This is a genomic window from Burkholderia sp. MSMB0856 (genome assembly GCF_001524645.2).
In the GTDB taxonomy this organism is placed as follows: Bacteria; Pseudomonadota; Gammaproteobacteria; order Burkholderiales; family Burkholderiaceae; genus Burkholderia; species Burkholderia diffusa.
Map to the genome: position 1 here is coordinate 2,155,545 of NZ_CP013428.1, position 23,319 is coordinate 2,178,863.

Genomic DNA, 23,319 nt, shown 5'->3' on the forward strand with positions numbered 1-23,319 from the left:
GTGTGCCGATCACTTCGGCTTGACGACGTCGAGCTGCTTGCCCGAGCTGCCGATCACGTCCTTCTTCCAGCGCTCGATCCACACCGGCTTCTTCGCCATCACCTGCGTCCAGTCGACCGGGATCAGCTTCACGCCCGCGATCGCCTTCTTGACCGCTTCGCCGTTCTTGCCGGCCAGCGGCACGTCCGTGCGGCCCGGGATGCCGTACATGTCCGGCACCTTCGACTGCACGTCCGTCGACATCAGGTAGTCGATCAGCTTCTTGCCGGCGTCCTGGTTCGGGCCGCTCTTGATCAGGCCGATGCCGTACGGCAGCTGGAAGGTGGTCGGCTGGTCGCCGTCCTTCGCGGCCAGGAAGATCGGCTTGACGGCCAGCGCGCCGTGCTCGGCGTCGTCGAGATCCATCTGCAGGTCGCCGTTCGCGACGCTGATCTCGTTACGCGACAGCAGCACGTTCAGATAGCCGGTGCCCTTCGTGTGGAACTTCACGCTCTGCGACAGCTTCGCGAGGTAGTCGAACGCCTTGTCCTCGCCCATCAGCGACGTCGTCAGGATCAGCACGGCCATCCCGTCGCCGGCCGTGGCCGGGTTCGAGTACGCGACCTTGCCCGCGTAGGCCGGCGACAGCAGGTCCGCGAACGTCTTCGGCTGGTTCTTCACGACATCCGGGTTGATCGCGAACGAGAAGTAGTTGTTCACGAACGTCGCCCACGTGCCGTCTTCCGCCTTCGCGATCGCCGGCACGTTCTTGTAGTTGACGCTCTGATACGGCTGCAGCAGGCCCATCTGGCCGGCTTGCTGGATGAACGGCGGAAGCGTGACGATCACGTCAGCCTTCGGCGAGTTCTTTTCGATGTTCGCGCGGTTGACGACCTCGCCGCTGCCCGCCGTCACGATGTTCACCTTGACGCCTTCCTTCTTCTCGAACGCCGGCAGCACATCGCGATAGAGATTCTCGAGACCGTCCGCCGTATACAGCACGACCGCGTTCGCCGCATGCGCGGGCATCGCCGCGCCTTGCAGCAGACCGGCGGCGCAGGCGGCCAGCGCGAGCTTGCGGAACGCGCCGGCAGCGGCGCGCGAGGAATTCTGCAGTGTCATCTCACTTCTCCGTAGGCGGAACACCAAACGGCCGGGGCACGATCCGGCTCCTTTCAGTCGGACAGACCGACGACCGGCCTGCCTCGCTGCCGCGCTGCAGGTGGTCTCGCGCGGCAACCGAAGGATCACAGCGTTCGATGACAACGCCGTGACGCGTGCCACAATTTCCAAAAAATGACACATTTTGCCAATATCATGCAAGTCACCCAGAAATGCCAACCCGGCGTTTCGTCCGATCTCTGCTGGAGAAAAAGCCATGCCCGCCCCGATTCTGCTCACGCCCGGCCCGCTCACCACGTCCGCCACAACACGCCACGCAATGCAACATGACTGGGGCTCGTGGGACGCCGCTTTCAATCAATTGACGGCCAGCGTCTGCGCGGATCTCGTCACGATCGCGCGCGGCGGCGACGAATACGTGTGCGTGCCGATGCAAGGCAGCGGCACGTTTTCGGTCGAGGCCGCGCTGGGCACGCTGGTGCCGCGCGACGGCGTCGTGCTGGTGCCGGACAACGGCGCATATTGCGCGCGCATCCTGAAGATCCTCGGCCGGCTCGGCATCGAGGCGATCGCGCTGCCGTTCGCAGAGGACGCCGTGGTCGACCCGACGGCGATCGATGCCGCGTTCGCGCGCGAGCCGCGCATCACGCACGTCGCGCTCGTGCATCTGGAAACGAGCGCCGGCATTCTGAATCCGCTCGACGCAATCGCGGCCGTGTGCTGGCGGCACGGCAAGCGGCTGATCGTCGACGCGATGAGTTCGTTCGGCGCATTGCCGATCGCGCTGGCGGACAGCGGGATCGACGCGCTGATCTCGGCGAGCGGCAAATGCCTGGAAGGTGTGCCGGGGATGGGGTTCGCCATCGTGCGGCGCGATGCGCTCGACGCGAGCGAAGGCAATTCGCCGTCGCTCGCGCTCGATCTCCATGATCAGTACGCATACCTGCGCAAGACGGGCCAGTGGCGCTTCACGCCACCGACCCACGTGATCGCCGCGCTGCGCGCCGCGCTCGACCAGTACCTGGCCGAAGGCGGCCAGCCCGCACGCGGCGCGCGCTATGCGGAGAACTGCCGGACCTTGATCGAATCGATGCGCGCGCTCGGTTTCACGCCGTTCCTCGACGCCAGCGTGCAGGCGCCGGTGATCGTCACGTTCCATGCGCCCGACCATCCGGCCTACGATTTCCGCCTCTTCTACGACGCGGTGCGCGACGCGGGCTTCATCCTGTATCCGGGCAAACTGACGCAACTCGAGACGTTCCGCGTCGGCTGCATCGGCGCGATCGATGCCGGCGACATCCGACGTGCGGTCGCGGCGATCGCGCTCGCGGTCGAATCGCTCGGGATTGCCGTGCAGCGCGCGTGAGCGCCGACGCATGCCACGGCCCGCAAGCAGGGAACGCAGAAACAAAAAAGCCCGGCGACCCACAGGTCGCCGGGCGAACGCACCGAGAGTGCGTGGAGCCGGTACTTACAATTCGATCCGCTTGATGTCGCCGACGACGAAGATGTACGACAGCGCACCGATCAGCGCGATCACGCCGATGAACACGAGCGCGCCGACGAACGACCCGGTCGTTGCGACGATGAAGCCGACGACGAGCGGCGTGATGATGCCCGCGAGGTTCGCCGCGAAGTTGAAGATGCCGCCGGTCACGCCGAGCAGGCCGTCCGGCGCGATGTCGGACACGAGCGTCCAGCCGAGCGCGGCCATCCCCTGCGCGAAGAATGCGACCGACATGATCGCAATCACGGCTTCATTGCTTTGCACGTAGTTCGCGAGAATGATCGTCGACGCGAGCAGCAGGCCGGCGATGATCGGCAGCTTGCGCGCGAGGTTCGCGGACTTGCCGCGGCGCAGCAGCCAGTCGGAGAAGATCCCGCCGAACATCACGCCGACCGACGCGGCGATGAACGGCATGATCGCGAAGAAGCCGATCTTCAGCCAGCCCATATGGCGCTCGGTCGCGAGATAGGTCGGGAACCAGGTGAGGAAGAACACGAGCGTCGAGTTGCCGGCGAACTGGCCGAGGCAGATACCCGCGAGCTGGCGCTTCTTCAGCAGCCGGCCGGCCATCGACCAGCTGAACTTGGCCTGTGCGGGCTTGCCGCTCTTGTCGCCGTCCTTGCGCGCGCCGTGCACGAGACCGCCGCCCGCTTCGATGTACGCGAGTTCTTCCGAATTAGCGGCCGGATGGTTGCGCGGCTCGTGATAGAACTTCCACCAGACCAGACCGAACACGATGCCGACCGCACCGACGACCCAGAACAGCGAGCGCCAGCCGAACGCACCCATCAGCGCGAACAGAACGGGGCTGAAGAACGCGAGGCCGATGTACTCGCCGACGGTGTAGGTGCCGGTCGCCATCGCGCGCTCGTTCTGCGGGAACCACGTCGCGACGACCCGGCTGTTGGTCGGGAAACACGGCGCTTCCGTCACGCCGAGACCGAGCCGGCATGCGAGCAGCGTCCCGACACCGGGCACGAAACCCTGCAGCAGCGTGCACAGCGACCACAGCGTCATCGACCAGTAATAAGTGATCTTGCTGCCGAAACGGTCGAGGAACAGGCCGCCGGGCACCTGCATCGCGACGTACGTCCACGAGAACGCGGAGAACATGATGCCCATCACCGCCGCGTTGATGCCGAGCTCCTTGGTGAGCTGCGGCGCAGCCACCCCCAGCACGGTACGGTCGAGATAGTTGATCATCGTGCCGATCGCGAGCAGCGCGAGGATCTTGTAGCGCGCCGAGGTCCGCCGGACCGTGCCGGCCGCCGCGGGCGCGGCGTTCGTGTGGGTGGTGTGCTGCATGGTTGTCTCCTGGTCTATTTTTCAGCTAGTCGGTAGAAGGGTCAGCGTGCGACGAGCGACTGAAAGTGTTCGAACATCCGCTCGTCGTCCGGCGTGCGTCCGGTGAAAATCTCGAACGCATCGACGGCCTGGTACACGGCCATCCCGCCGCCCGGCAGCGTCGCGCAGCCGGCCGCGCGCGCGGCGCGGATCAGTTCGGTTTCGAGCGGGAAATACACGATGTCGGCGACCCACATTCCCGCGCGGAGCAGCTCGGCCGGCAGCGGCAGGCCCGGATGCTTGGCCATGCCGGTCGGCGTGCAATGAATCAGGCCGGTCGCGGCCTGCATCGCGGCCGCAAGATCGCTGCCCGGCGTGACCCGGGCGGCTGGGAAGCGCTGCTGCAGCTCACCCGCGAGCGCGACGGCACGCGTGCCGTCGACGTCGAAGATCGTCAGCTCGGCGGCGCCCATCTGCAGCGCGGCATGCGCGACGGCCGCACCCGCGCCGCCCGCGCCCAGCTGCACGACACGCTCGAGCGACGCGTCGGGCAACCCGCGGCGGAACGACTTCGCGAAACCCGACCAGTCGGTGTTGTGGCCGATCCGCTTGCCATCCTTGAACAGCACGGTGTTCACCGCGCCGAGCGCGCGCGCGTCGTCCGACAGCGCGTCGAGGTGCTCGATCACGCGCTGCTTGCACGGATGCGTGATGTTGAGCCCGTTGTAGCCCATCCGCTGCGCGGCATCGAGCAGCTCCGGCAGCGCGTCGGCGGTCACGCCGAGCACATCGAGATCGATGCGCCGGTACACGTAGCCGAATCCCTGGCGGAAACCTTCTTCCTCATGCATTGCGGGCGACAGCGAACCGCCGATGCCCTGGCCGATCAGGCCGATCAGAAAAGACGGGCGGCTCATCGTGCGGCTCCCTGCGCAAAAAGGGTCGACAGGCGCTGCAGCGCGAATACGTAGCCTTCGGTGCCGCAGCCGCAGATCACGGCTTCGGCCACCGCCGACACATACGAGTGGTGACGGAATGCCTCGCGACGATGCACGTTCGAGATATGCACCTCGATCACGGGTTTCGCGATCGCGGACAGCGCGTCGGCCAGCGCGACCGACGTGTGCGTATACCCGGCCGGGTTGATCACGATGCCGTGCGTATCGTGACGCGCGGCGTGCAGCCAGTCGATCAGTTGGTGCTCGGCGTTCGACTGGCGAAAGTCGATCTCCAGTCCGAGCCCCTCGGCCGCCGTGCGGCAGCGCTGCTCGACGTCGGCAAGGGTTTCCGCGCCGTAGATGTGGGGCTCGCGGGTCCCCAACAGATTCAGGTTCGGGCCGTTCAGCACCAGCACCTTGTGCTTGCTCATGGTGTTTCTGCTCCTAAAACGGGGGCGCATCGCTAGCCGACTTCGCCCCTTGACGTCAAGATTTGGCGCTAGTGTGCGCTTGCGCAAGCGCAATGTCTTTTCGGGTTTTCGCTAATTTGTACCATCTAGTTAGTTTGTATAATTCGCCATACTCCCCTAGTAAATTCGGGATGTGGCGCCCGCAGGTCATTCAACGACTGGTTCATTCCGGCCCGATCCGGCCGACGCCACGCCCCGCTCACCCGCAGGATTCGCCCATGCAGCGCTCGATCGCCACCGTGTCACTGTCCGGCACGCTCGCCGAGAAGCTCACCGCCATCCAGGCCGCCGGCTTCGACGGCGTCGAAATCTTCGAGAACGACCTCGTCTACTTCGATGGATCGCCCGCCGACGTGCGGCGCATGGCCGCCGATCTGGGCCTCGACATCGTGCTGTTCCAGCCGTTTCGCGACTTCGAGGGCGTGAGCCCGGCCCAGCTCGCCCGCAATCTCGACCGCATCCGCCGCAAGTTCGACGTGATGCACGCGCTCGGCACCGACCGTATCCTGGTGTGCAGCAGCGTGGCGCCCGACACGATCGCGGACGACGCGCTGCTGGTCGACCAGCTCGGCGCGCTCGCCGAAGCCGCGCGGCAGGCCGGCGTGGTCGCCGCGTACGAGGCGCTCGCATGGGGCCGCGTCGTGAACCGGTACAGCCACGCATGGCAGCTCGTGAACGCGGTGAACAGCCCGCATCTCGGCCTCGCGCTCGACAGCTTCCATACGCTGTCGCTCGACGATTCGCCGGACGCGATCGCCGACATCCCGGGCGACCGGATCGCGTTCGTGCAGATCGCCGACGCGCCGAAGCTCGTGATGGACGTGATCGAATGGAGCCGCCACTTCCGCTCGTTCCCCGGCCAGGGCGACTTCGACCTCGCGCGCTTCACGGCCCGCGTGATCGAGTCCGGTTATAGGGGGCCGCTGTCGCTCGAGATCTTCAACGACGGCTTCCGCGCCGCGCCGACCGCGATCACGGCCGCCGACGGCCACCGCTCGCTGCTTTATCTGGAAGAACTGACGCGCGCGCGGCTCGCGCAGGACGGCCGCGCGCCCGCCGCCGGCCAGCCGCTGTTCGCGCCGCCGGCGCCGCCCGCGCACGTCGGGTTCCAGTTCATCGAATTCGCGGTCGACGCGCAGGCGGCAGCCACCGTCGGCGAATGGCTCGGCCGGATGCGGTTCCGGCTCGCGGGCCGTCATCGATCGAAGGACGTGACGCTGTTCCAGCACGGCGCCGCGTCGATCGTGCTGAACGCCGAGCGCGACTCGTTCGCCGACGCGTTCTTCCAGCAGCACGGGTTGTCGCTGTGCGCGTCGGCGTTCCGCGTCGACGATGCGAAAGTGGCATTCGAACGCGCGGCCGGCTTCGGCTACGCGCCGTTTTCCGGGCGCGTCGGCCCGAACGAGCGCGTGCTGCCGGGCGTGCAGGCGCCGGACGGCAGCCTCGAATACTTCGTCGACGAGACGCCGAACGCGCCAACGCTGTACGAATCGGATTTCGTGCTGACCGACATCGACGGCCCCAGCGAGGTCGGCCCGCTGACGGGCATCGATCACGTCTGCCTCGCGCTGCCGGCCGACGCGCTCGATACGTGGATCCTGTTCTTCAAGACCGCCTTCGGCTTCGAGGCCGAGCGCAGCTGGCTCGTGCCCGATCCGTACGGCCTGATGCGCAGCCGCGCGGTGCGCAGCGCCGACGGCTCGGTGCGGATCGCGCTGAATGCGTCGGTCGACCGCCACACGGCCGTCGCCGAATCGCTCGACCGCTATCACGGCACGGGGCTGAACCACGTCGCGTTCCGGACCGACGACATCGTGAAGACGGTCGCCGCGTTCGCGGCCGACGGCGTGCCGTTCCTGCGGATTCCGCCGAACTATTACGACGATCTCGCCGCGCGCTACGCGCTGCCGGACGAACTGATCGAGACGCTCAGCGCCCACCATCTGCTGTACGACCGCGATGAAAACGGCGGCGAATTCCTGCATGCGTATACGGAACTGGTCGACAACCGCTTCTCGCTCGAAATCGTCGAGCGGCGCGGCGGCTACGACGGCTACGGCGCGGCCAACGCGGCCGTGCGGCTCGCCGCGCAGGCGCAGCGCAGGAAATAAGGGAGCAAGCGAATTTCGCGCAGGGGGCGAATCAAACGAGAAAACTACGTCGACCCTGCGACGTGCGACGCGCGGACGCACAGTCGTGGTGAATACCGCGGCGGCGCCCCGCCCGGCAAGGCCGTCCGCTCGGGGCCGAAAACCGCCGCCGGGCGGAGGTTACATCCGGTAACGCACGCCGCACTGCAGCATCGGCCTGGCCACCGCGGTTTTAAGAATCGCTTAAGTCTTCGACGGCACCATCCGCAACCAGTACCCGATGGATATCCCGAAAAGGAGGACAGCGATGAGCGCCGTAGATGCACCCGCGGGCCGCCCGGCCGCCCCCCCTGTGAAAAAGACGATGCTGCGCCGTTTGCTCAGCCATCATGAAATCGCGACGCTGCTCGTGCTGCTGCACGCACCGATCGGCGCGAACGCCAAACCCGAATTGCCCGCGCTGCAGGAAGCCGGCCTCGTCGAGATGATCAAGCTCGACGCCGACACGGCACCGAGCTTCCGGCTGACCGAAGACGGCACGGCCGTCCTGAAAGGCCTCGGCTACCGCTGAGCCGCTGCTTTCCCGCTTCCTTTCCCCGCTTCTTGCTCTCGCACCGCCCCGATCCTTCAGACCCGCCGGCCCGCCCGGCGCGTCACTTCACCCTGCCCGGTCCTGCAGCATCAGCCGGTATTCCGTCGGCGTCATGCCGACCGTCGCCTTGAACTGGCGCGTGAACGCGCTGTGATCCGTATAACCGCATAGCGCCGCGACGTCGGTCACCTTGTCGTGCGTGACGAGCAGCGCCGTGGCCGCGTCGAGCCGCGTTTTCAGCAGCACCTGGCGCGGCGTCAGGTGAAACACCTTGTGGAAGTAGCGTTCGAGCTGCGCGACCGACATCCCGGCCATCTGCGCAAGCTGCTTCAGGTTCAGCGGCTGAACGTAGTGATCCTGGATGTGCTGCACCACGTCGGCGAGCTTGCTGTAGGCCGGATGCGATCCCTCGTGCGCCTTCAGGTCGCGCGAGATGCCCGCGAGACCGACCACCTTGCCGGCCGCGTCGCGCAGCGGCTCCTTGCAGGTCAGGCACCAGCCCGGCTGGCGGCCCGGATACAGATGCAGTTCGAGCTGATCCATCAGCTGCTGGCCGGCGGTGATCGTCGCCATGTCCTGTTCGAAGTAGGTCCGGCCGAAGCGGCGCGGAAACACCTCGTCGGTCGTCTTGCCGAGCAGGTCGCGCTTGTCCTTGTAGCCGCAGCGCATCGCCAGCGTGCGGTTGACGAGCGCGTAGCGGCCGTTCGCATCCTTCACGAAGAACGCGACGTCGGGCAGTGCGTCGAACACCGGCTCAAGCAGGCGGAAGTGCGCGAGCATCGCGCCAAGATCGGCGTTGTCGGGCTGGTAGCGCAGCGTATCGGACAGGCTCATGGGCGGTGCGGCAAGAAAGGTCGTCATCCCGGCATTGGCGAAGGGAGTGGCTGATGGCGTCGATTATAGGAGCGCGCTCGAGAACACGTCATGGCGATCTCGGGCAAGCGATCGGGCGGCGCGATGAACGGCGGTCCGCGCAACGCGCCGCCGATCGGCGACGATCAGCGACGATCGGGGGGCCGCATACGTCGGCGCATCGTACGCGTGCGGTTGTGCGCGCAACCACTGCGGCGCGCTTGTCGGGCGGCGTCGATTTCGCATCGGCCCGCTGCATGGCGCCGGGCATCCGTCGGCAACGTCGGCGATATCGATGCACCCCGCCGGTACCGAAACAACGCTCGCGAAGCCGCCATCCTAGAAATGCCGGCGTGTCGCGTCTTGGCGCGATTGCGCATTCCACATGACGATTTCAGCATATATCAGGGTTATCGACGATATGCCGAAATCGTCGCCGGCCACGCATCGAACGCGCAAGACGCGCGCATTTTCGCTACCTAGACTTCGATCAACGGTTACGAGACGACATCCCGCTGGCACCGCGCACGCCGATTCCGGCACAGCCCGCGCGGCGCATGGCACACGCAGCACGGCTGTCGCAACGGCCTGCAGACCGATACGTCTCGCCCGGTTTACCGCACCGGCCCGCTGGCCGGCGGCGGCCCAACCACGCCATCAAGGGGAAGTGAAAGTGAAGCTGAAGGTATCGCACGTCGCGCTGGCCGCTGCCTGCGCACTGTCGGGCGCACACGCCATCGCCGCCGACGTCGTCAAGATCGGTTTCGCCGCACCGCTGACGGGGCCGCAGTCGAACTACGGCACGGACATGCAGAAGGGCGTGCAGCTCGCGATCGCCGATTTCAACGCGACGCATCCGACGATCGGCGGTCAGCCGGTCACGTTCCAGCTCGACTCGCAGGACGACCAGGCCGACCCGCGCACCGGCACGACGGTCGCGCAGCGGCTGATCGACGACAATGTCCGCGGCGTCATCGGCCACTTCAACTCGGGCACGAGCATTCCGGCGTCCGACCTGTACGATCGCGCGGGGCTGCCGCAAATCTCGATGGCGACGTCGCCGCAATACACGGCGCGCGGCTACAAGACGACCTACCGGCTGCTGACGAGCGACGCGCAAGCGGGCCGCATCGTCGGCACGTACGCGGTGAAGACGCTGCGCTTCAAGCGCATCGCGATCATCGACGACCGCACGGCCTACGGCCAGGGCATCGCCGACGAATTCGCGAAGGCCGTGCAGGCCGCCGGCGGCACCATCGTCAAGCGTGATTTCACGAACGACAAGGCGCTCGACTTCTCTGCAATCCTGACCAACCTGAAGGGCATCAACCCCGACGCGATCTTCTACGGCGGCGGCGACGCGCAGTCGTCGCCGATGATCCGCAAGATGCGCCAGCTCGGGATGAAGGCCGCCTTCGTGACCGGCGAGATGTCGCGCTCGCCGACGTTCCTGAAGGTCGGCGGCGAAGCGGCCGAAGGCGCGATCGTCTACATGGGCGGGCTGCCGAAGGAAAAGATGCCGGGCTTCGCCGGCTACGCATCGCGCTACAAGGCACGCTTCAATGAAGACGTGATCACCTATTCGCCCTACTCGTACGACGGCACGATCGCGCTGCTCACCGCGATGAAGGACGCGAACTCGACCGACCCGAAGGTTTACACGCCGTATCTCGGCAAGGTGTCGATCAAGGGCGTGTCGGCGCCGAGCATCGCGTACGACGCGAAGGGCGACCTGAAGGATGCGCCGGTGACGATCTACAAGGTCGAGCACGGCGCGTTCAAGCCGGTCGACACGATCGCCGGCAACTGATCGAGCAGACCCTGTCACGCGCGCGGCGCGGCAAGCGGTTCACCCGCCTGCCGCGCCGCGTGCGTTTCGTCCCGACGAAGTCCGAAGCATTCCTCGGCGCGGCCCCGCGCGCACGCATTTCGCGCTCCTGTAGAATCCCCCCACCCGCTTTGACGCTTCGTCTGCGTCGTGCCCCATCCCGGTGCGACGGTGCGTGTCGCGTGCCCATCCGGCGCTCGGCACACGCTCGACGACGCAAGCCGCGCCTTGCCAGTCCATGCCGATAGCGGGTTCTGGAGACGCAGCACCGACAACAACATTCGAAAACCGATCGTCCTGACCATGCAAGCTTCCGAATTGAGCGGCGTGCCTCGCGCCGCCGAACGCGCGCTCACGCGCAGCGACTATAAAACTCTTGGCCTTGCCGCACTCGGCGGCGCTCTCGAGTTCTACGACTTCATCATCTTCGTGTTCTTCGCACCCGCGATCGGACAGCTGTTCTTCCCGCACGACATTCCCGACTGGCTGCGCCAGTTGCAAACGTTCGGCATCTTCGCGGCCGGTTATCTCGCGCGCCCGCTCGGCGGCGTGATCATGGCGCACTTCGGCGACCTGTTCGGCCGCAAGCGGATGTTCACGCTGAGCGTGCTGATGATGTCGGTGCCGACGCTGCTGATGGGCCTGCTGCCGACCTACGACTCGATCGGCATCCTCGCGCCGGTGTTGCTGCTGCTGTTCCGCGTGCTGCAGGGCGCGGCGGTCGGCGGCGAAGTGCCGGGCGCATGGGTGTTCGTGTCGGAGCACGTGCCGTCGCGCCACATCGGCTATGCGTGCGGCACGCTGACCGCGGGCCTCACGGCCGGCATCCTGCTCGGCTCGCTGGTCGCCGCCGGCATCAACAGCCGTTACTCGGGCGCCGAAGTCACCGCGTTCGCGTGGCGCATTCCGTTCCTGCTCGGCGGCGTGTTCGGCCTGTTCTCCGTGTACCTGCGCCGCTGGCTGCACGAGACGCCGGTGTTCGCCGAGATGAAGGCAAAGAAGGCGCTCGCGGCCGAGATTCCGCTGAAGGCCGTGCTGCGCGACCACGGCCGCGCGGTAATCGTGTCGATGCTGCTCACGTGGATGCTGTCGGCGGCGATCGTCGTCGTGATCCTGATGACGCCCGCGCTGCTGCAGAAGCAGTTTCACCTGACACCCGCGACCACGCTGTTCGCGAACAGCATCGCGACGCTGTGCCTGACGGCCGGCTGCATCACCGCCGGCTCGCTCGCGGGCTGGATCGGCGCGAAGCGTGTGCTGGGCATCGGCGGCCTCGTGCTGGCCGCGTGCTACTACCTGCTGTTCGCGCAGGTCGCGGCCGACGCGTCGACGCTGCCGCTGTACTACGGGATCGCCGGCTTCGCGGTCGGCACGATCGGCGCGGTGCCGTTCGTGATGGTGAAAAGCTTCCCGGCCGTCGTGCGCTTTTCGGGCATCTCTTTCTCGTACAACGTCGCGTATGCGATCTTCGGCGGCCTGACGCCGGTGATCGTGTCGCTGATGATGAAGTCGAACCCGCTCGCGCCGGTCGTGTATGTCGCGACGATCTGCGTGCTCGGCGCGATCGCCGTGCAGTTCTCGAAGGATGCGAAGGACCTGAAGGACGCACGCTGAACCCCGGCGCGCATGCGCCGGCTGGATGAACAAAGGGCCGAATCCCGCGGCGTGCGGGATTCGGCCCTTTTGATTTGGTTCAGCGCGGCGCGCGACGTGCGTGCGTCGCGCCATTCAGCCCGGTTCGACTCAGCGCAGCGCGCCGTACGACGAACTCGGCCGGCGCAGCGCGTCGATGCTCGCGCCGCCCGCGCCGGTCACGAACAGCAGCAGGAAGCCGCCGGCGATCGCGATGTTCTTCCAGAAGTGGATCACCATGTCGTGCTGGACCGCGGCGTCGGTCGCGTCCCAGAAATTGTGTCCGACCATCGCGGTCGCGACCGTATAGAACGCCATCAGCAACGCAAGCGGCTTCACCTTGTAGCCGACGATCAGCAGCAGGCCGCCGAGCGCTTCGATCGTGACGACGACCGGGCCCATCACCTGCGGATAGGGCACGTTCAGCCCATGCAGATAGCCGATGAAATCGCTATAGCCGAGCAGCTTCATCACGCCGCCCCACAAGAACAACGCCGCCAGCGCCAGGCGTGCGAAAAAAATGACGCCGGAATCGACGGAACGCGTCATGCCACTCTCCTCGTATGCAATTCGGCCGTCCGCGCGAGGCATGCCCGCGCGGTTCGGAGCCGCGCGGCCCAGTCGGGCCCGCGGCAAATGGGCCAGCATAGAGGGTCTTTTCGCGGTGTCCAAGAAAAAGGTTGTAGCAAATCTTTACACCGCGGCGGCGACGCAGGCATGGCGGCACCACGAAGAACAACGCCCGGCCGTCGCCGCGAATAAAGGGAACGAGCCTTAACCGGCGTCGCTCAACAGCACGCCTTTCTTGAACAGGAAGCAGCCGTAGCCGCGCAGCTCACCGGTGACGATCACCGCATACGCCTGCTGCGCGCGCTCGTAGAACGCGAATCGATCGACGCCCACGAGCGGCACGACGCGCCCTTCCGCGCGATCGATTTCGGCCTGCACTTCGCGCTGCACGGGCGGCACTGCGGCCGGATCGCCGACCACTTCCATCCGCCACGCGGGTGTCTCGACGAACGTGTCGAGCGGCAACACGGACAGCACCGCGCGCGCGACGCGCGCCGAGTCGGCGCCGTCGATGCGCAGCGCGCGACCGACTACCGTGTGCTCGGCGACGGATTCCGCCGGAAAATTCGCATCGCAAATCGCCACTTCATCTCCGTGGCCCATCGCGCGCAGCGTGTGCAGGATGTCGGCGTGCAGCAGAGGATCGAGATTCTTCAGCATGTGGGCAAGTCTCCGGGATCGGGAACGAATGGCATAAGTTACCCGATCCCGGCGGCCGCAGGGCATGCATCGCTCACGTCACGACGCCGCTGCCGGCATTTCGTCGATGAAACCCGTGACCGACTTCAGGCGGCCCGACGCATCGACGATGCCGAAATCCGAACCCTTCACGATCGCCGCGCCGTCGGGCGACACGAGCGCCCAAGAGAAGCGCAGATGCTGGCCGAACCCGTCGACGTCGGTCGTGCGGCGGAATCGGAACGCGGGGAAGCGTGCCTGCACCGCGGCGATCATCGTGTCGATGCCCGCGTGGCCGTCGCCGGCCATCAGCGGATCGCGATAGGCCGCGTCGCTCGCGTAGGTCGCATCGATCAGCGCGCGCCGGCGGGCGACGTCGGGCTCGTTCCACGCGTCGAAATAGCGGTCGATCAGGTCGGCGTGAGCGGACTGGACGGTTTGGTCGGTGTTCATGCGAGGCTCCTGGTCTGGATGAAGGGAGGACAGCGCCGCGGACATTTCGTGTTCGCGTGCCGCCATCGTCGCCGGCCTCGCATGGGCGGTCGATTACGTTCGAGGTAAGGAAATCGCGTCGCCGCAATCAAAAACGGGCGCCCGACGGCGCCCGCATCGTCTGCCGTTGCCATCGCGCGCGTCAGGTCACCGGCGCCGGATTGAACAGCGTCAGCGCATTCGCGAGCTTCCATTGCTCGGCCCACGTGCGGCGCTTGCCGCTCGCGACGTCGAGCATCAACCGGAACAGCTCCCAGCCCACGTCCTCGATCGACGCCGCGCCGGTCGCGATCTGCCCCGCGTCGAGATCCATCAGGTCGTGCCAGCGCTGCGCGAGATCGCTGCGCGTCGCGACCTTGATCACCGGCACCTGCGCGAGGCCGTACGGCGTACCGCGGCCGGTCGTGAAAACGTGCAGGTTCATCCCCGCCGCGAGCTGCAGCGTGCCGCAGATGAAATCGCTCGCGGGCGTCGCCGCGTACAGCAGCCCCTTCTGCCGCGCCCGATCGCCGGGACGCACGACGCCGGCGATCGGCGCGCTGCCCGACTTCACGATCGAACCCATCGCCTTCTCGACGATGTTCGACAGGCCGCCCTTCTTGTTGCCGGGCGTCGTGTTCGCGCTGCGATCGACGCGGCCGCGCTGCAGGTAGCGGTCGTACCAGTCCATCTCGCGGATGATCTCGCGGGCGACGTCCTCGTTCGCCGCGCGCGACGTGAGCTGCGCGACGCCATCGCGCACTTCGGTCACTTCCGAGAACATGATCGTCGCGCCCGCGCGCACGAGCAGGTCGGCCGCGAAGCCGACCGCCGGGTTCGCGGTCAGCCCCGAGAACGCGTCGCTGCCGCCGCACTGCACGCCGACGACGAGATCGGACGCCGGACAGGTTTCACGACGGCGGCGGTTCAGCCGCTCGAGATGCGATTCGGCCATCTTCATGATCGAGTCGATCATCGAGTTGAAGCCGACGTGCGCGGCGTCCTGCAGGCACACGACGCCGCCGTTGTCCGTCGCGCCGTCGGCCGCCAGCGGAATCGCGCCGGGCGGCAGCAGGCGCTCCGGCTGCAGCTTCTCGCAGCCGAGGCTCACCGTCATCACCTCGCCGCCGAAGTTCGGGTTCAGGCTGATGTTGCGCAGCGTGCGGATCGGGATGTCGGCATCGGGCGCATCGATCGCGACGCCGCAGCCATACGTGTGCTCGAGCCCGACCACGTCGTCGACATTCGGGTAACGCGGCAGCAGTTCGTCCTTGATCCGCTTCACCGCATGCTCGACGACGCCCGACACGCACTGCACGGTCGTCGTGATCGCGAGGATGTTGCGCGTGCCGACCGAACCGTCGGGATTGCGAAAGCCCTCGAACGTATAGCCTTCGAGCGGCGCCAGCGGCGGCGCGGCACGCGTGGCGAGCGGCAGGTCGTCGAGCCCCGGCGGCTCGGGCATGCGCATCGTGCGCTCGTTGACCCAACTGCCGCGGCGCAGCTCGGCGAGCGCGTAGCCGATCACGACGTTGTAGCGGACGATCGGGTCGCCGGCCGCGAGGTCGACCAACGCAACCTTGTGCCCTTGCGGCACGCCTTCGCGCAACGTCAGGCCGTCGGCGAAGGTCGCGCCCTCGGGCAGGCCGCCGTCGTTGACGACGATCGCGACGTTGTCGTCCGGGTGCACGCGGATATAGAGCGGGGAAGCAGTCATTGGAATTCCTGGAAGGCTACCAGCCAAATCGTTAGTCATCATACGACATTCGACATCAACCCGCGATGCTGCGTAAACCCTTATCCGGAAAGACCCTACCCTTTACCCGCCGGCAAACCGCTTGCGCTGCGCCTTCCTGCGTTGTACGATGACATACAACGACATCGCCAATATGGCTCGGATGGCGTACCCGACGAACCCAGCCCTCGCGCTAGACGGACGACCCAACCATGACCTCACCGCAAGAACTCAAACAGATCATCTCCCACGGCCTGCTGTCGTTTCCGCTGACGGACTTCGACGCGGACGGCAGCTTCCGCCCGACCACCTATGCCGAGCGTCTGGAATGGCTGGCGCCGTATGGCGCGACCGCGCTGTTCGCGGCCGGCGGCACCGGTGAATTCTTCTCGCTCACGCAGCGCGAGTATTCGGACGTGATCCGCGTCGCGACGGAAACCTGCAAGGGCAAGGTACCGATCCTGGCCGGCGCCGGCGGCGGCACGCGCGTCGCGATCGAATATGCGCAGGAAGCCGAGCGCCTCGGCGCGAGCGGCGTGCTGCTGATGCCGCACTACCTGACCGAAGCCAGCCAGGAAGGCATCGCCGAACACGTCGAGCAGGTGTGCCGCGCGCTGAAGATCGGCGTCGTGGTGTACAACCGCGCGAATTCGAAGCTGAACGCCGACATGCTCGAGCGCCTCGCCGACCGCTGCCCGAACCTGATCGGCTTCAAGGACGGCGTCGGCGAAATCGAGAGCATGGTCACGATCCGCCGCCGCCTCGGCGACCGCTTCGCGTACCTCGGCGGCCTGCCGACGGCCGAAGTCTATGCGGCCGCGTACAAGGCGCTCGGCGTGCCGGTGTACTCGTCCGCCGTATTCAACTTCATCCCGAAGACGGCGATGGCGTTCTACGAAGCGATCGCGAAGGACGACCACGCAACGGTCGGTCGCCTGATCGACGAATTCTTCCTGCCGTACCTGAAGATCCGCAACCGTCGCGCGGGCTATGCGGTCAGCATCGTGAAGGCAGGCGCGAAGCTCGTCGGCCACGACGCGGGCCCCGTGCGCGCGCCGCTCGTCGACCTGACCGACGCCGAAATGGCCGAACTGGACATGCTGATCAAGAAGATGGGCCCGCAGTAAGCGGGCATGGCCGGGGCGGTGCCTTCAACGGCACCGCGACCGGCTTGTTGCCTGCGTTGCATCGCGGCCGGCGCCTGCCGGCCGCGGTCGTTTGCAGCGGCGGACATGCCACGCGTCCCGCCGCGATGCGCGTGGTCACATCTGCGCGATGACGCCGATGATCCGGTGACGCACGTTGCCGAGCTTGATCCGGGTCGCCTCGATCTGCCCTTGCGCGCCCGCACGCACGCGTGCATTCGACCCGTCGCCGAGAATCTGCCCCAGCACGTCGCGATCGACGACCGCGTCGAAGAACCGGCCGACCGTGATCGTCGCCGACTGCTTCGCGGTCAGAAGCGCGCTGTTGGCCTGCATCAGCGCTTCGGTGCGCAGGCTCTGGTCGCGGTCGTCGATGTTGCGGCGATGCTCGAGCGCGAACACCAGCGCTTCCATGTCCTGCCGGAAACGGCGCACGGCGAGGCCGAACATGAGCGAATGCGCATCGGAGCCCGTGACGGGCCGCCCCTGGTTGATGGTCACGTCGAATTCGCTGCCGCCCAGGTCGCGCTGGAATTCCAGCAGCGCATTCGCGAGCACGCGCCCTTCGCTGTACTGGCCGATCCGGCTGCGCACCGAATGCGCGACGTCACCGATCGCCTTCCACAATCCGGCGGCGAACAGGTGGTCGCCGCGCTTGCTGATGTTCATCGGATGGTTCCCTCTTGGAATTTTGTGGTCTCTCAGGCTCGCCTGCGGGCCGGGCGGCCCGAGGCCCCGCTACTGTAGGAGAAATTCCGGTGACGCGGAAGCCATCATGAAAAAAGCGGAGGCAGCCCGCCGGCCGCCCCCGCTTTCATTCCTTCGGCAAGCGGCCCGGCTTCGCGCCGCGCCGCCGCACCGTCACTCCGCCTTTCCGTCCCGCAGCCGCGGAACGCCGAGCGGATTGCTTTCCTGCAGCCCTTCGGGCAGCAGGTCGTCCGGGAAGTCCTGATAGCACACGGGCCGCAGGAAACGGTCGATCGCGGTCGCGCCGACCGACGTGACCGCCGGGTTCGACGTCGCCGGGAACGGCCCGCCGTGCACCATCGCGTCGCACACTTCGACGCCGGTCGGGTAGCCGTTGACGAGCAGGCGCCCGGCCTTGCGTTCGAGGATCGGCAGCAGGCGGCGCGCGAGCGGCTTGTCGTCGGCGTCCATCTGGAGCGTGGCCGTCAGCTGGCCCTCGAGTGCGTCGAGCACGCGTGCGACTTCGTCGAGATCACGGCAACGCACGATCAGCGATGCCGGCCCGAACACTTCGTGGCCGAACGCCGGCTCGGCCAGGAACGCCGGCGCGGCGACTTCGTACAGCGCGCCGCCTGCCTGGCATTCGGTCTGCGCCGCCTCGCCCACGCCGACTTCGCGCACGCCCGGCAGTTCGGCCAGCTTGCCGCGGCCATTGCGATACGCATCGGCGATGCCGCTCGTCAGCATCACGCCGGCCGGTTTCTTCGCGAGCGCCTCTGCCGCGACGGACTCGAAGCGGTCGAGATCGGGGCCATCGACCGCCAGCACGAGGCCCGGATTCGTGCAGAACTGGCCGGTGCCGAGCGTCAGCGAATCGACGAAGCCGGTCGCGATCGCGTCGCCGCGCGCGGCCAGCGCGGCCGGGAACAGCACGACCGGGTTGATGCTGCTCATTTCCGCATAGACGGGAATCGGCTGCGGGCGTGCGTTCGCGAGTTGCACGAGCGCCATGCCGCCCTGCCGCGAGCCGGTGAAGCCGACGGCCTGCACCGCCGGATGGCTGACGAGCGCCGCGCCGGTCACGCGGCCGGGGCCGATCAGCAGCGAGAACACGCCGGCCGGCATCCCGCATTTCGCGACCGCGGCACGGATCGCGCGGCCGACCAGCTCGGACGTGCCGAGGTGCGCCTCATGGGCCTTCACGATCACCGGGCAGCCGGCCGCGAGTGCCGACGCCGTATCGCCGCCGGCCACCGAGAACGCGAGCGGGAAGTTGCTCGCGCCAAACACCGCGACCGGCCCAAGCCCGACCTTCTGCAGCCGCAGGTCCGAGCGCGGCAGCGGCGTGCGCGCGGGCTGCGCGGGATCGATCGACGCGGCGAGGAAACGCCCGTCGCGCACGACGCGCGCGAACAGCCGGAGCTGGCCGACGGTGCGGCCGCGCTCGCCCTGCAGCCGCGCGACGGGCAGGCCCGTTTCGGCGTGTGCGCGCTCGATCAGCGCGTCGCCGAGCGCGACGATTTCGTCGGCGATCGTTTCGAGAAACGCCGCGCGGGCCGCCAGCGGCTGCGCGCGGTACGCGTCGAACGCGTCGCGCGCAAGCTCGCACGCGCGGTCGACGTCCGCCTGCGTCGCGACGCCGAAGGCCGGCGCATCGATCGGCGCGCCCTTCGTCGGGTCGAACGCGTGCAGGGTACCGGCCGAGCCGGCCACCGCATCGGCGCCGATCAGCATCTCTCCAGTCAGTTGCATGGGGTGTGCTCCGTGTTTCGGGAATAATTGGTTCATTGTAGCTCAACAGATACGATGTCTGCCGACACGATTTCACGATTCGCGCCGATCGTCGATCCTGCCACACTCTGCGCGAAACCCTTATCCCTTCGGGCTTTGCCCAAATGTTGACCATTTCACGCCGCTCTGCAAAGGGAAAACCCGAGGTTTCGGGTTCGGCCAGGCCTTATGAACTTCTGGTCATGTCATACGACGACGTACGTTAAAGTGCCCAATCAAACCTCCCCTCGCGATCTTCCGATCGATCTCGCGCGCACCGCCCGCCGCACCGCCGTGCGCTACTGGATTCTGGCGATGCTGTTCGCCGTCTCGGCGTTCGGCTGGGCATACGTGCTCGCGCAATTGCCGAGCGGCTGGCAAAGACGAAGGCGGCCGCGCATGAGCGGCCGCCGTTCTTACATCGCTCAGGCCGCCGAATGCGCGACGCGCAGCATGTCGTGCACGCCGGACGTCATCAGCGCGAGAAACGCGAGCAGGCCGACGTAGAAAAGCGCGTAAGTCGTTTTCGTCTCGACCGACGTCGTGTAGTACGCGCGGTTCTCCGGCGCGTCGGGATCGTAGCGCCATGCGCGCTTCAACTGCGGCAACGCGAGGATCGCCATCACGATCAGGAGCGGGCTCGGCCGGTACGCGAACAGCGCGATCAGCACGGGCACGCCCGCGAACCAGATGCGCGGCGACAGCACCGCCGTGATGCGCCCGCCGTCGAACGGCGACAGCGGAATCATGTTGAACAGGTTCAGGAAGAAGCCCGTATAGGCGAGCGCGAGCAGCAGGTTGCTGTCGTAGTGCCGCGCGGCCGCGTAGCAGGCCAGCGCGCCGAGCGTGCCGACGAACGGCCCGGCCAGCCCGACGTACGCTTCGGTTTCGGCGTCGTGCGGCATCTCCTTCAGCTGGATCCACGCGCCGACGAACGGAATGAACGTCGGCAGCCCGACGTCGAGCCCGCGCCGCTGCGCGGCCATGTAGTGGCCGGCTTCATGGACCAGCAGCAGCGCGACGAAACCGGCCGCGAAGCGCCATCCGTAGAACAGCGCGTAGACCGCGATCGACGCCAGCATGGTGCCCGCCGACATGAGTACCTTGCCGAGCTTCAGGCCGCCGAAGATCAGCAGCAGCAGCTTGGTCATTCCTTGCGCTCCGTGCCGGACACGGCGGCTGCGTCGGTTGCATCGGCGACGACCGGCACGGCCGCCGGCTTCGGCTTGCGCCCGAAGAAGCGCTTCAACGCCGCACCGCCTGCCAGCAACGCGACCGCGCCGATCTTGAAGAACTTCACGGCGAACGCGCCGATCAGCGCGAGCAGCCCGAGCTTCTTCGCGCCGACGCCGACGATCAGCGCCGCGAGCCCGTACTCGGCGACGTGGTCGGTCGACTTGTTGAAATCGGCATAGCGCTTGCCGTCGTTGAAGCGGATGTTCGCGAGGAGGTCGTCTGCCGAAGCCTTGTACTTCGGCAGATCGGCGAGCGTCGACGCCATCGTCAACGACAGGTAGCCGTCACGGCCGAGCACGAGCGTCCGGTAGTTCACGCCGTCGCTCTCCGCGTTCGCGGCCGCACCCTTGTCGCGAATGATCGCGGACCACACGAGCCGGTGCGTGGCGGCGTCGTACGCGGGCGCCTGCGCCCAGCCGACCACCTCGGTCTCGGGCAGCCCGCGCTCCTTGCGCGCCGGGTTGTTTTCCTCCGTGCCGGCCTGCAGGCTCTTCAGCAATTCGTCGGGTTTCCAGTCCTTCGCGTCGTCGTCGCGAATGTAGCCGCTCGGCTCGAACGACACGACCGAGATCCAGTCGGCGTCCGGGTCCTCGGGCAGCACGAGGCCGACCAGCTTCGATTCGTCGATCGAGTTGCCCATCGAGCGCAGGTAGCGGCCGGCTTCGGCGGCCGGCACGAACGATTCGCCTTCCTTCAGCTTCAGCACGGCTTCGTGCTTGACGTCGATATCGGCCGGCCCCTTCACGACGACCTTGTTGGCGGCCGCGGCGGCGGCCCTCATTTCGACCTGCGCGGCTTCGGTCTGCGCATGGCCGCTGGTTGCGGCGAGCGCGAGCATCGCCACGCAGGCGACGCGGACGGCGAGTTTTTTCATTGTTGGATTCCCCTGGAATGCCTTGTTGTGAATGTGCGCGGCATCCGGCCCGGGCGTGGTGGTCGCGGGTCCGGTGCCGCCTCTCAGGTGGCACGAGGGCTATGGTAACGCAGCGTCGGCGCGCATCCGGGATCGAAATGCGGGGGCGGAAGAGCGCATCGGGCGGCAGCGGGCGGAGTCGCGATGCACACCCGATGCACATCGATCCGGAATGCTTACCTCGCAGGTAATGCCCGATGCGCGCGGGATTGCCTATCATCCTCGTCATGAACTCGACCGCCGCCCTTCAATCGCTCCCCCCGTCCGCCGGCCGCGCGTCCGGCATCGGCTCGCTGCTGCGCACCTGGCGTCAACGCCGGCGCCTGAGCCAGATGGCCCTCGCGCTGGAGGCCGAAGTGTCCGCGCGGCACCTGAGCTTCGTCGAATCGGGACGCGCGCAGCCGAGCCGGGAGATGGTGCTGCATCTCGCGGAGCGCCTCGACGTGCCGCTGCGCGAGCGCAACGCGCTGCTCGTCGCGGCCGGCTATGCGCCGCTGTTTCGCGAACGGCCCTTCTCCGATCCGCAGCTCGATGCGGCACGCCACGCGGTCGAAGCCGTGCTGCGCGGCCACGAGCCCTACCCTGCACTCGCGGTGGATCGCCACTGGACGCTGCTCGCCGCGAACCGGATGCTCGGCGCGCTGGTCGCGCAGGCCGATCCGGCGCTCCTGCGGCCGCCCGTCAACGTGCTGCGCCTGAGTTTGCATCCTGACGGCCTCGCGCCGCAGATCGTCAACTGGCACGAATGGCGCGCGCATATCCTGCACCGGCTGCAACGGCAGATCGACGCGAGCGGCGACCGCACGCTGCATGCGCTGCGCGACGAACTCGCCGCGTATCCGGCACCGGCCGGCCAGCCCGACGACACGCATGCGCGCGCCGACTACGCGGACATCGCGGTGCCGCTGCGGCTGCGCACGGCCGCCGGCGAACTGACGTTCTTCAGCACGACGACGGTGTTCGGCACGCCGGTCGACGTCACGCTGTCGGAACTCGCGATCGAGGCGTTTTTCCCGGCGAACCCGGAAACGGTGAACGCGATGCGCGCGCTGGCGGACGCGCTGCCGGCTCGGTGAGCATCGTCAACGACGCTCGAACGCCAGCTTCACGCCCAGCCCGAGGAGCACCGCGCCGCTCACCCGATGCATGCGGGTCAGGATGCGCGGATTGCGCCGGATCGACGTCGACAGCAGGCCGGCGAACAGCGCGACCGGCCCCTTGACGAGAAACGTCAGGCCGGCAAACGTCGTGCCGAGCACGAACAGCGACACCATCGGATGCGCGGCGCCCGCGGGCACGAACTGCGGCAGAAACGCGAGATAGAACAGCGCGACCTTCGGATTCGACACGTTGGACAGCGCGCCCTGCGCGAACGTGCGCAACCCGGACGCCGGCGCGTCGCGACCGCTCGCGAGCGTCAGCTCGCCGGACGAACGCAGCAGCGTGATGCCGAGGTACAGCAGGTACAGCGCGCCGATCATCTTCAATGCAGTGAACAGCCATTCGGATGCCTGAAGAAGCGCGCCCAGCCCGAGCGTCGCGAGCATCGTATGCACGAGCAACCCGACGCTGACACCCGCAGCGGTCACGAGGCCCGCCCGCGTGCCGCCGGATAGCGTGCGCGACATCACGAGCACCATGTCCTGGCCCGGTGTCAGAATGATCAGAAGGGAGGTGGCCATGAACGGCAACCAGGCTACGTGCGGCATCGGGATTCTCCTGAAAGCGGCACCGGGAGCGACGGACGGGAATCGCACATGCCTCCGGGGCCGGGCAGTCATCGGATTATCGGCAACTTGCCGTGGAGAATGGCTGCGAAA

The 23,319-nt window shown here is 67.2% G+C and carries 22 protein-coding genes and 1 pseudogene; 9 read left to right on the top strand and 14 right to left on the bottom strand.

The window, feature by feature from the left end; genetic code table 11:
* Positions 1-9: 9 nt before the first annotated feature.
* The gene (gene phnS / locus WS87_RS27250) at positions 10-1,101 is read right to left on the bottom strand and encodes a 2-aminoethylphosphonate ABC transporter substrate-binding protein (RefSeq protein WP_059814833.1); all 1,092 of its coding nucleotides are present in this window, start codon (positions 1,099-1,101) and stop codon (positions 10-12) included.
* A 256-nt stretch (positions 1,102-1,357) separates the two neighbouring features.
* Between phnS and WS87_RS27260 the strand changes: the two genes are divergently transcribed.
* Positions 1,358-2,467 carry a 2-aminoethylphosphonate--pyruvate transaminase gene (locus WS87_RS27260; protein WP_059814836.1) on the top strand — a complete coding sequence of 370 codons (1,110 nt, stop codon included), beginning with the start codon at positions 1,358-1,360 and terminating at the stop codon, positions 2,465-2,467.
* Positions 2,468-2,572: 105 nt separating this feature from the next.
* Here WS87_RS27260 and WS87_RS27265 read toward each other — a convergent pair whose 3' ends face one another.
* From WS87_RS27265 to aroQ, 3 genes are read right to left on the bottom strand one after another with little or no spacing between them, the layout of a single operon-like run.
* A complete protein-coding gene (locus tag WS87_RS27265) occupies positions 2,573-3,913 on the bottom strand; it encodes an MFS transporter (RefSeq protein WP_059697933.1) in 1,341 nt (446 codons plus the stop codon).
* A gap of 41 nt (positions 3,914-3,954) precedes the next feature.
* The gene (locus tag WS87_RS27270; protein ID WP_059528372.1) at positions 3,955-4,809 is read right to left on the bottom strand and encodes a shikimate dehydrogenase; all 855 of its coding nucleotides are present in this window, start codon (positions 4,807-4,809) and stop codon (positions 3,955-3,957) included.
* Positions 4,806-5,261: a type II 3-dehydroquinate dehydratase gene (gene aroQ / locus WS87_RS27275; protein WP_059814839.1), complete on the bottom strand. Its 456-nt coding sequence runs from the start codon at positions 5,259-5,261 to the stop codon at positions 4,806-4,808. Before aroQ ends, WS87_RS27270 begins: the two co-directional genes overlap by 4 nt.
* Before the next feature lie 257 nt (positions 5,262-5,518).
* Between aroQ and WS87_RS27280 the strand changes: the two genes are divergently transcribed.
* Positions 5,519-7,411, top strand: a complete 1,893-nt coding sequence (locus WS87_RS27280; RefSeq protein WP_059814842.1) for a bifunctional sugar phosphate isomerase/epimerase/4-hydroxyphenylpyruvate dioxygenase family protein — start codon at positions 5,519-5,521, stop codon at positions 7,409-7,411.
* Between the two features lie 286 nt (positions 7,412-7,697).
* Positions 7,698-7,961 carry a hypothetical protein gene (locus WS87_RS27285; RefSeq protein ID WP_059528378.1) on the top strand — a complete coding sequence of 88 codons (264 nt, stop codon included), beginning with the start codon at positions 7,698-7,700 and terminating at the stop codon, positions 7,959-7,961.
* An 87-nt stretch (positions 7,962-8,048) separates the two neighbouring features.
* On the opposite strand, the gene WS87_RS27290 is transcribed toward WS87_RS27285, so the two are convergent.
* Positions 8,049-8,843: an AraC family transcriptional regulator gene (locus WS87_RS27290; protein WP_059528381.1), complete on the bottom strand. Its 795-nt coding sequence runs from the start codon at positions 8,841-8,843 to the stop codon at positions 8,049-8,051.
* Between the two features lie 63 nt (positions 8,844-8,906).
* On the opposite strand from WS87_RS27290, the gene WS87_RS27295 reads away from it, so the two are divergent.
* The 3 genes from WS87_RS27295 (at position 8,907) to WS87_RS27305 (ending at position 12,276) form a co-directional block, all read left to right on the top strand.
* Positions 8,907-9,317 (top strand): hypothetical protein, encoded by a 411-nt coding sequence (locus WS87_RS27295; RefSeq protein WP_107938206.1) that lies wholly within the window; start codon positions 8,907-8,909, stop codon positions 9,315-9,317.
* Between the two features lie 190 nt (positions 9,318-9,507).
* On the top strand, positions 9,508-10,644 hold the full coding sequence (locus tag WS87_RS27300; RefSeq protein WP_059529087.1) for a branched-chain amino acid ABC transporter substrate-binding protein: 1,137 nt from the start codon (positions 9,508-9,510) through the stop codon (positions 10,642-10,644).
* A gap of 321 nt (positions 10,645-10,965) precedes the next feature.
* Positions 10,966-12,276 (top strand): MFS transporter, encoded by a 1,311-nt coding sequence (locus WS87_RS27305; RefSeq protein WP_059528387.1) that lies wholly within the window; start codon positions 10,966-10,968, stop codon positions 12,274-12,276.
* 129 nt (positions 12,277-12,405) lie between these two features.
* Here the strand turns inward: WS87_RS27305 and WS87_RS27310 are convergent, their stop codons facing one another.
* The 4 genes from WS87_RS27310 to garD form a co-directional block, all read right to left on the bottom strand.
* Complete coding sequence (locus WS87_RS27310) at positions 12,406-12,843, bottom strand: DoxX family protein (protein ID WP_059814845.1); 438 nt, start codon at positions 12,841-12,843, stop codon at positions 12,406-12,408.
* Positions 12,844-13,068: 225 nt separating this feature from the next.
* A complete protein-coding gene (locus tag WS87_RS27315; RefSeq protein ID WP_059814848.1) occupies positions 13,069-13,524 on the bottom strand; it encodes an RbsD/FucU family protein in 456 nt (151 codons plus the stop codon).
* Between the two features lie 78 nt (positions 13,525-13,602).
* The gene (locus tag WS87_RS27320; RefSeq protein ID WP_059814852.1) at positions 13,603-13,995 is read right to left on the bottom strand and encodes a nuclear transport factor 2 family protein; all 393 of its coding nucleotides are present in this window, start codon (positions 13,993-13,995) and stop codon (positions 13,603-13,605) included.
* 181 nt (positions 13,996-14,176) lie between these two features.
* The gene (gene garD / locus WS87_RS27325; protein ID WP_059814856.1) at positions 14,177-15,730 is read right to left on the bottom strand and encodes a galactarate dehydratase; all 1,554 of its coding nucleotides are present in this window, start codon (positions 15,728-15,730) and stop codon (positions 14,177-14,179) included.
* Between the two features lie 230 nt (positions 15,731-15,960).
* Here garD and kdgD point away from each other — a divergent pair, with 230 nt between their 5' ends.
* Positions 15,961-16,875: a 5-dehydro-4-deoxyglucarate dehydratase gene (kdgD, locus tag WS87_RS27330; RefSeq protein WP_059814859.1), complete on the top strand. Its 915-nt coding sequence runs from the start codon at positions 15,961-15,963 to the stop codon at positions 16,873-16,875.
* 135 nt (positions 16,876-17,010) lie between these two features.
* On the opposite strand, the gene WS87_RS27335 is transcribed toward kdgD, so the two are convergent.
* Both WS87_RS27335 and WS87_RS27340 read right to left on the bottom strand, forming a co-directional pair.
* Positions 17,011-17,562, bottom strand: a complete 552-nt coding sequence (locus tag WS87_RS27335; protein WP_059692294.1) for a hypothetical protein — start codon at positions 17,560-17,562, stop codon at positions 17,011-17,013.
* 192 nt (positions 17,563-17,754) lie between these two features.
* Entirely contained in the window at positions 17,755-19,332 is a 1,578-nt protein-coding gene (locus WS87_RS27340) for an aldehyde dehydrogenase (NADP(+)) (RefSeq protein WP_059814862.1), read from the bottom strand.
* Between the two features lie 246 nt (positions 19,333-19,578).
* On the opposite strand from WS87_RS27340, the pseudogene WS87_RS34340 reads away from it, so the two are divergent.
* Positions 19,579-19,776 (top strand): annotated as a pseudogene (locus tag WS87_RS34340) (MFS transporter); the annotation flags it as partial.
* Here WS87_RS34340 and WS87_RS27350 read toward each other — a convergent pair.
* Both WS87_RS27350 and WS87_RS27355 read right to left on the bottom strand, forming a co-directional pair.
* A complete protein-coding gene (locus WS87_RS27350; RefSeq protein WP_059697942.1) occupies positions 19,776-20,501 on the bottom strand; it encodes a site-2 protease family protein in 726 nt (241 codons plus the stop codon). The pseudogene WS87_RS34340 and the gene WS87_RS27350 overlap by 1 nt on opposite strands.
* Complete coding sequence (locus WS87_RS27355) at positions 20,498-21,460, bottom strand: DUF2167 domain-containing protein (protein ID WP_059814866.1); 963 nt, start codon at positions 21,458-21,460, stop codon at positions 20,498-20,500. The genes WS87_RS27350 and WS87_RS27355 overlap by 4 nt, the downstream gene beginning before the upstream one ends.
* 266 nt (positions 21,461-21,726) lie before the next feature.
* On the opposite strand from WS87_RS27355, the gene WS87_RS27360 reads away from it, so the two are divergent.
* Entirely contained in the window at positions 21,727-22,575 is an 849-nt protein-coding gene (locus tag WS87_RS27360) for a helix-turn-helix domain-containing protein (protein WP_059814869.1), read from the top strand.
* Between the two features lie 6 nt (positions 22,576-22,581).
* Here WS87_RS27360 and WS87_RS27365 read toward each other — a convergent pair whose 3' ends face one another.
* Positions 22,582-23,208 carry a LysE family translocator gene (locus tag WS87_RS27365; protein WP_059814872.1) on the bottom strand — a complete coding sequence of 209 codons (627 nt, stop codon included), beginning with the start codon at positions 23,206-23,208 and terminating at the stop codon, positions 22,582-22,584.
* Between the last annotated feature and the right edge of the window lie 111 nt (positions 23,209-23,319).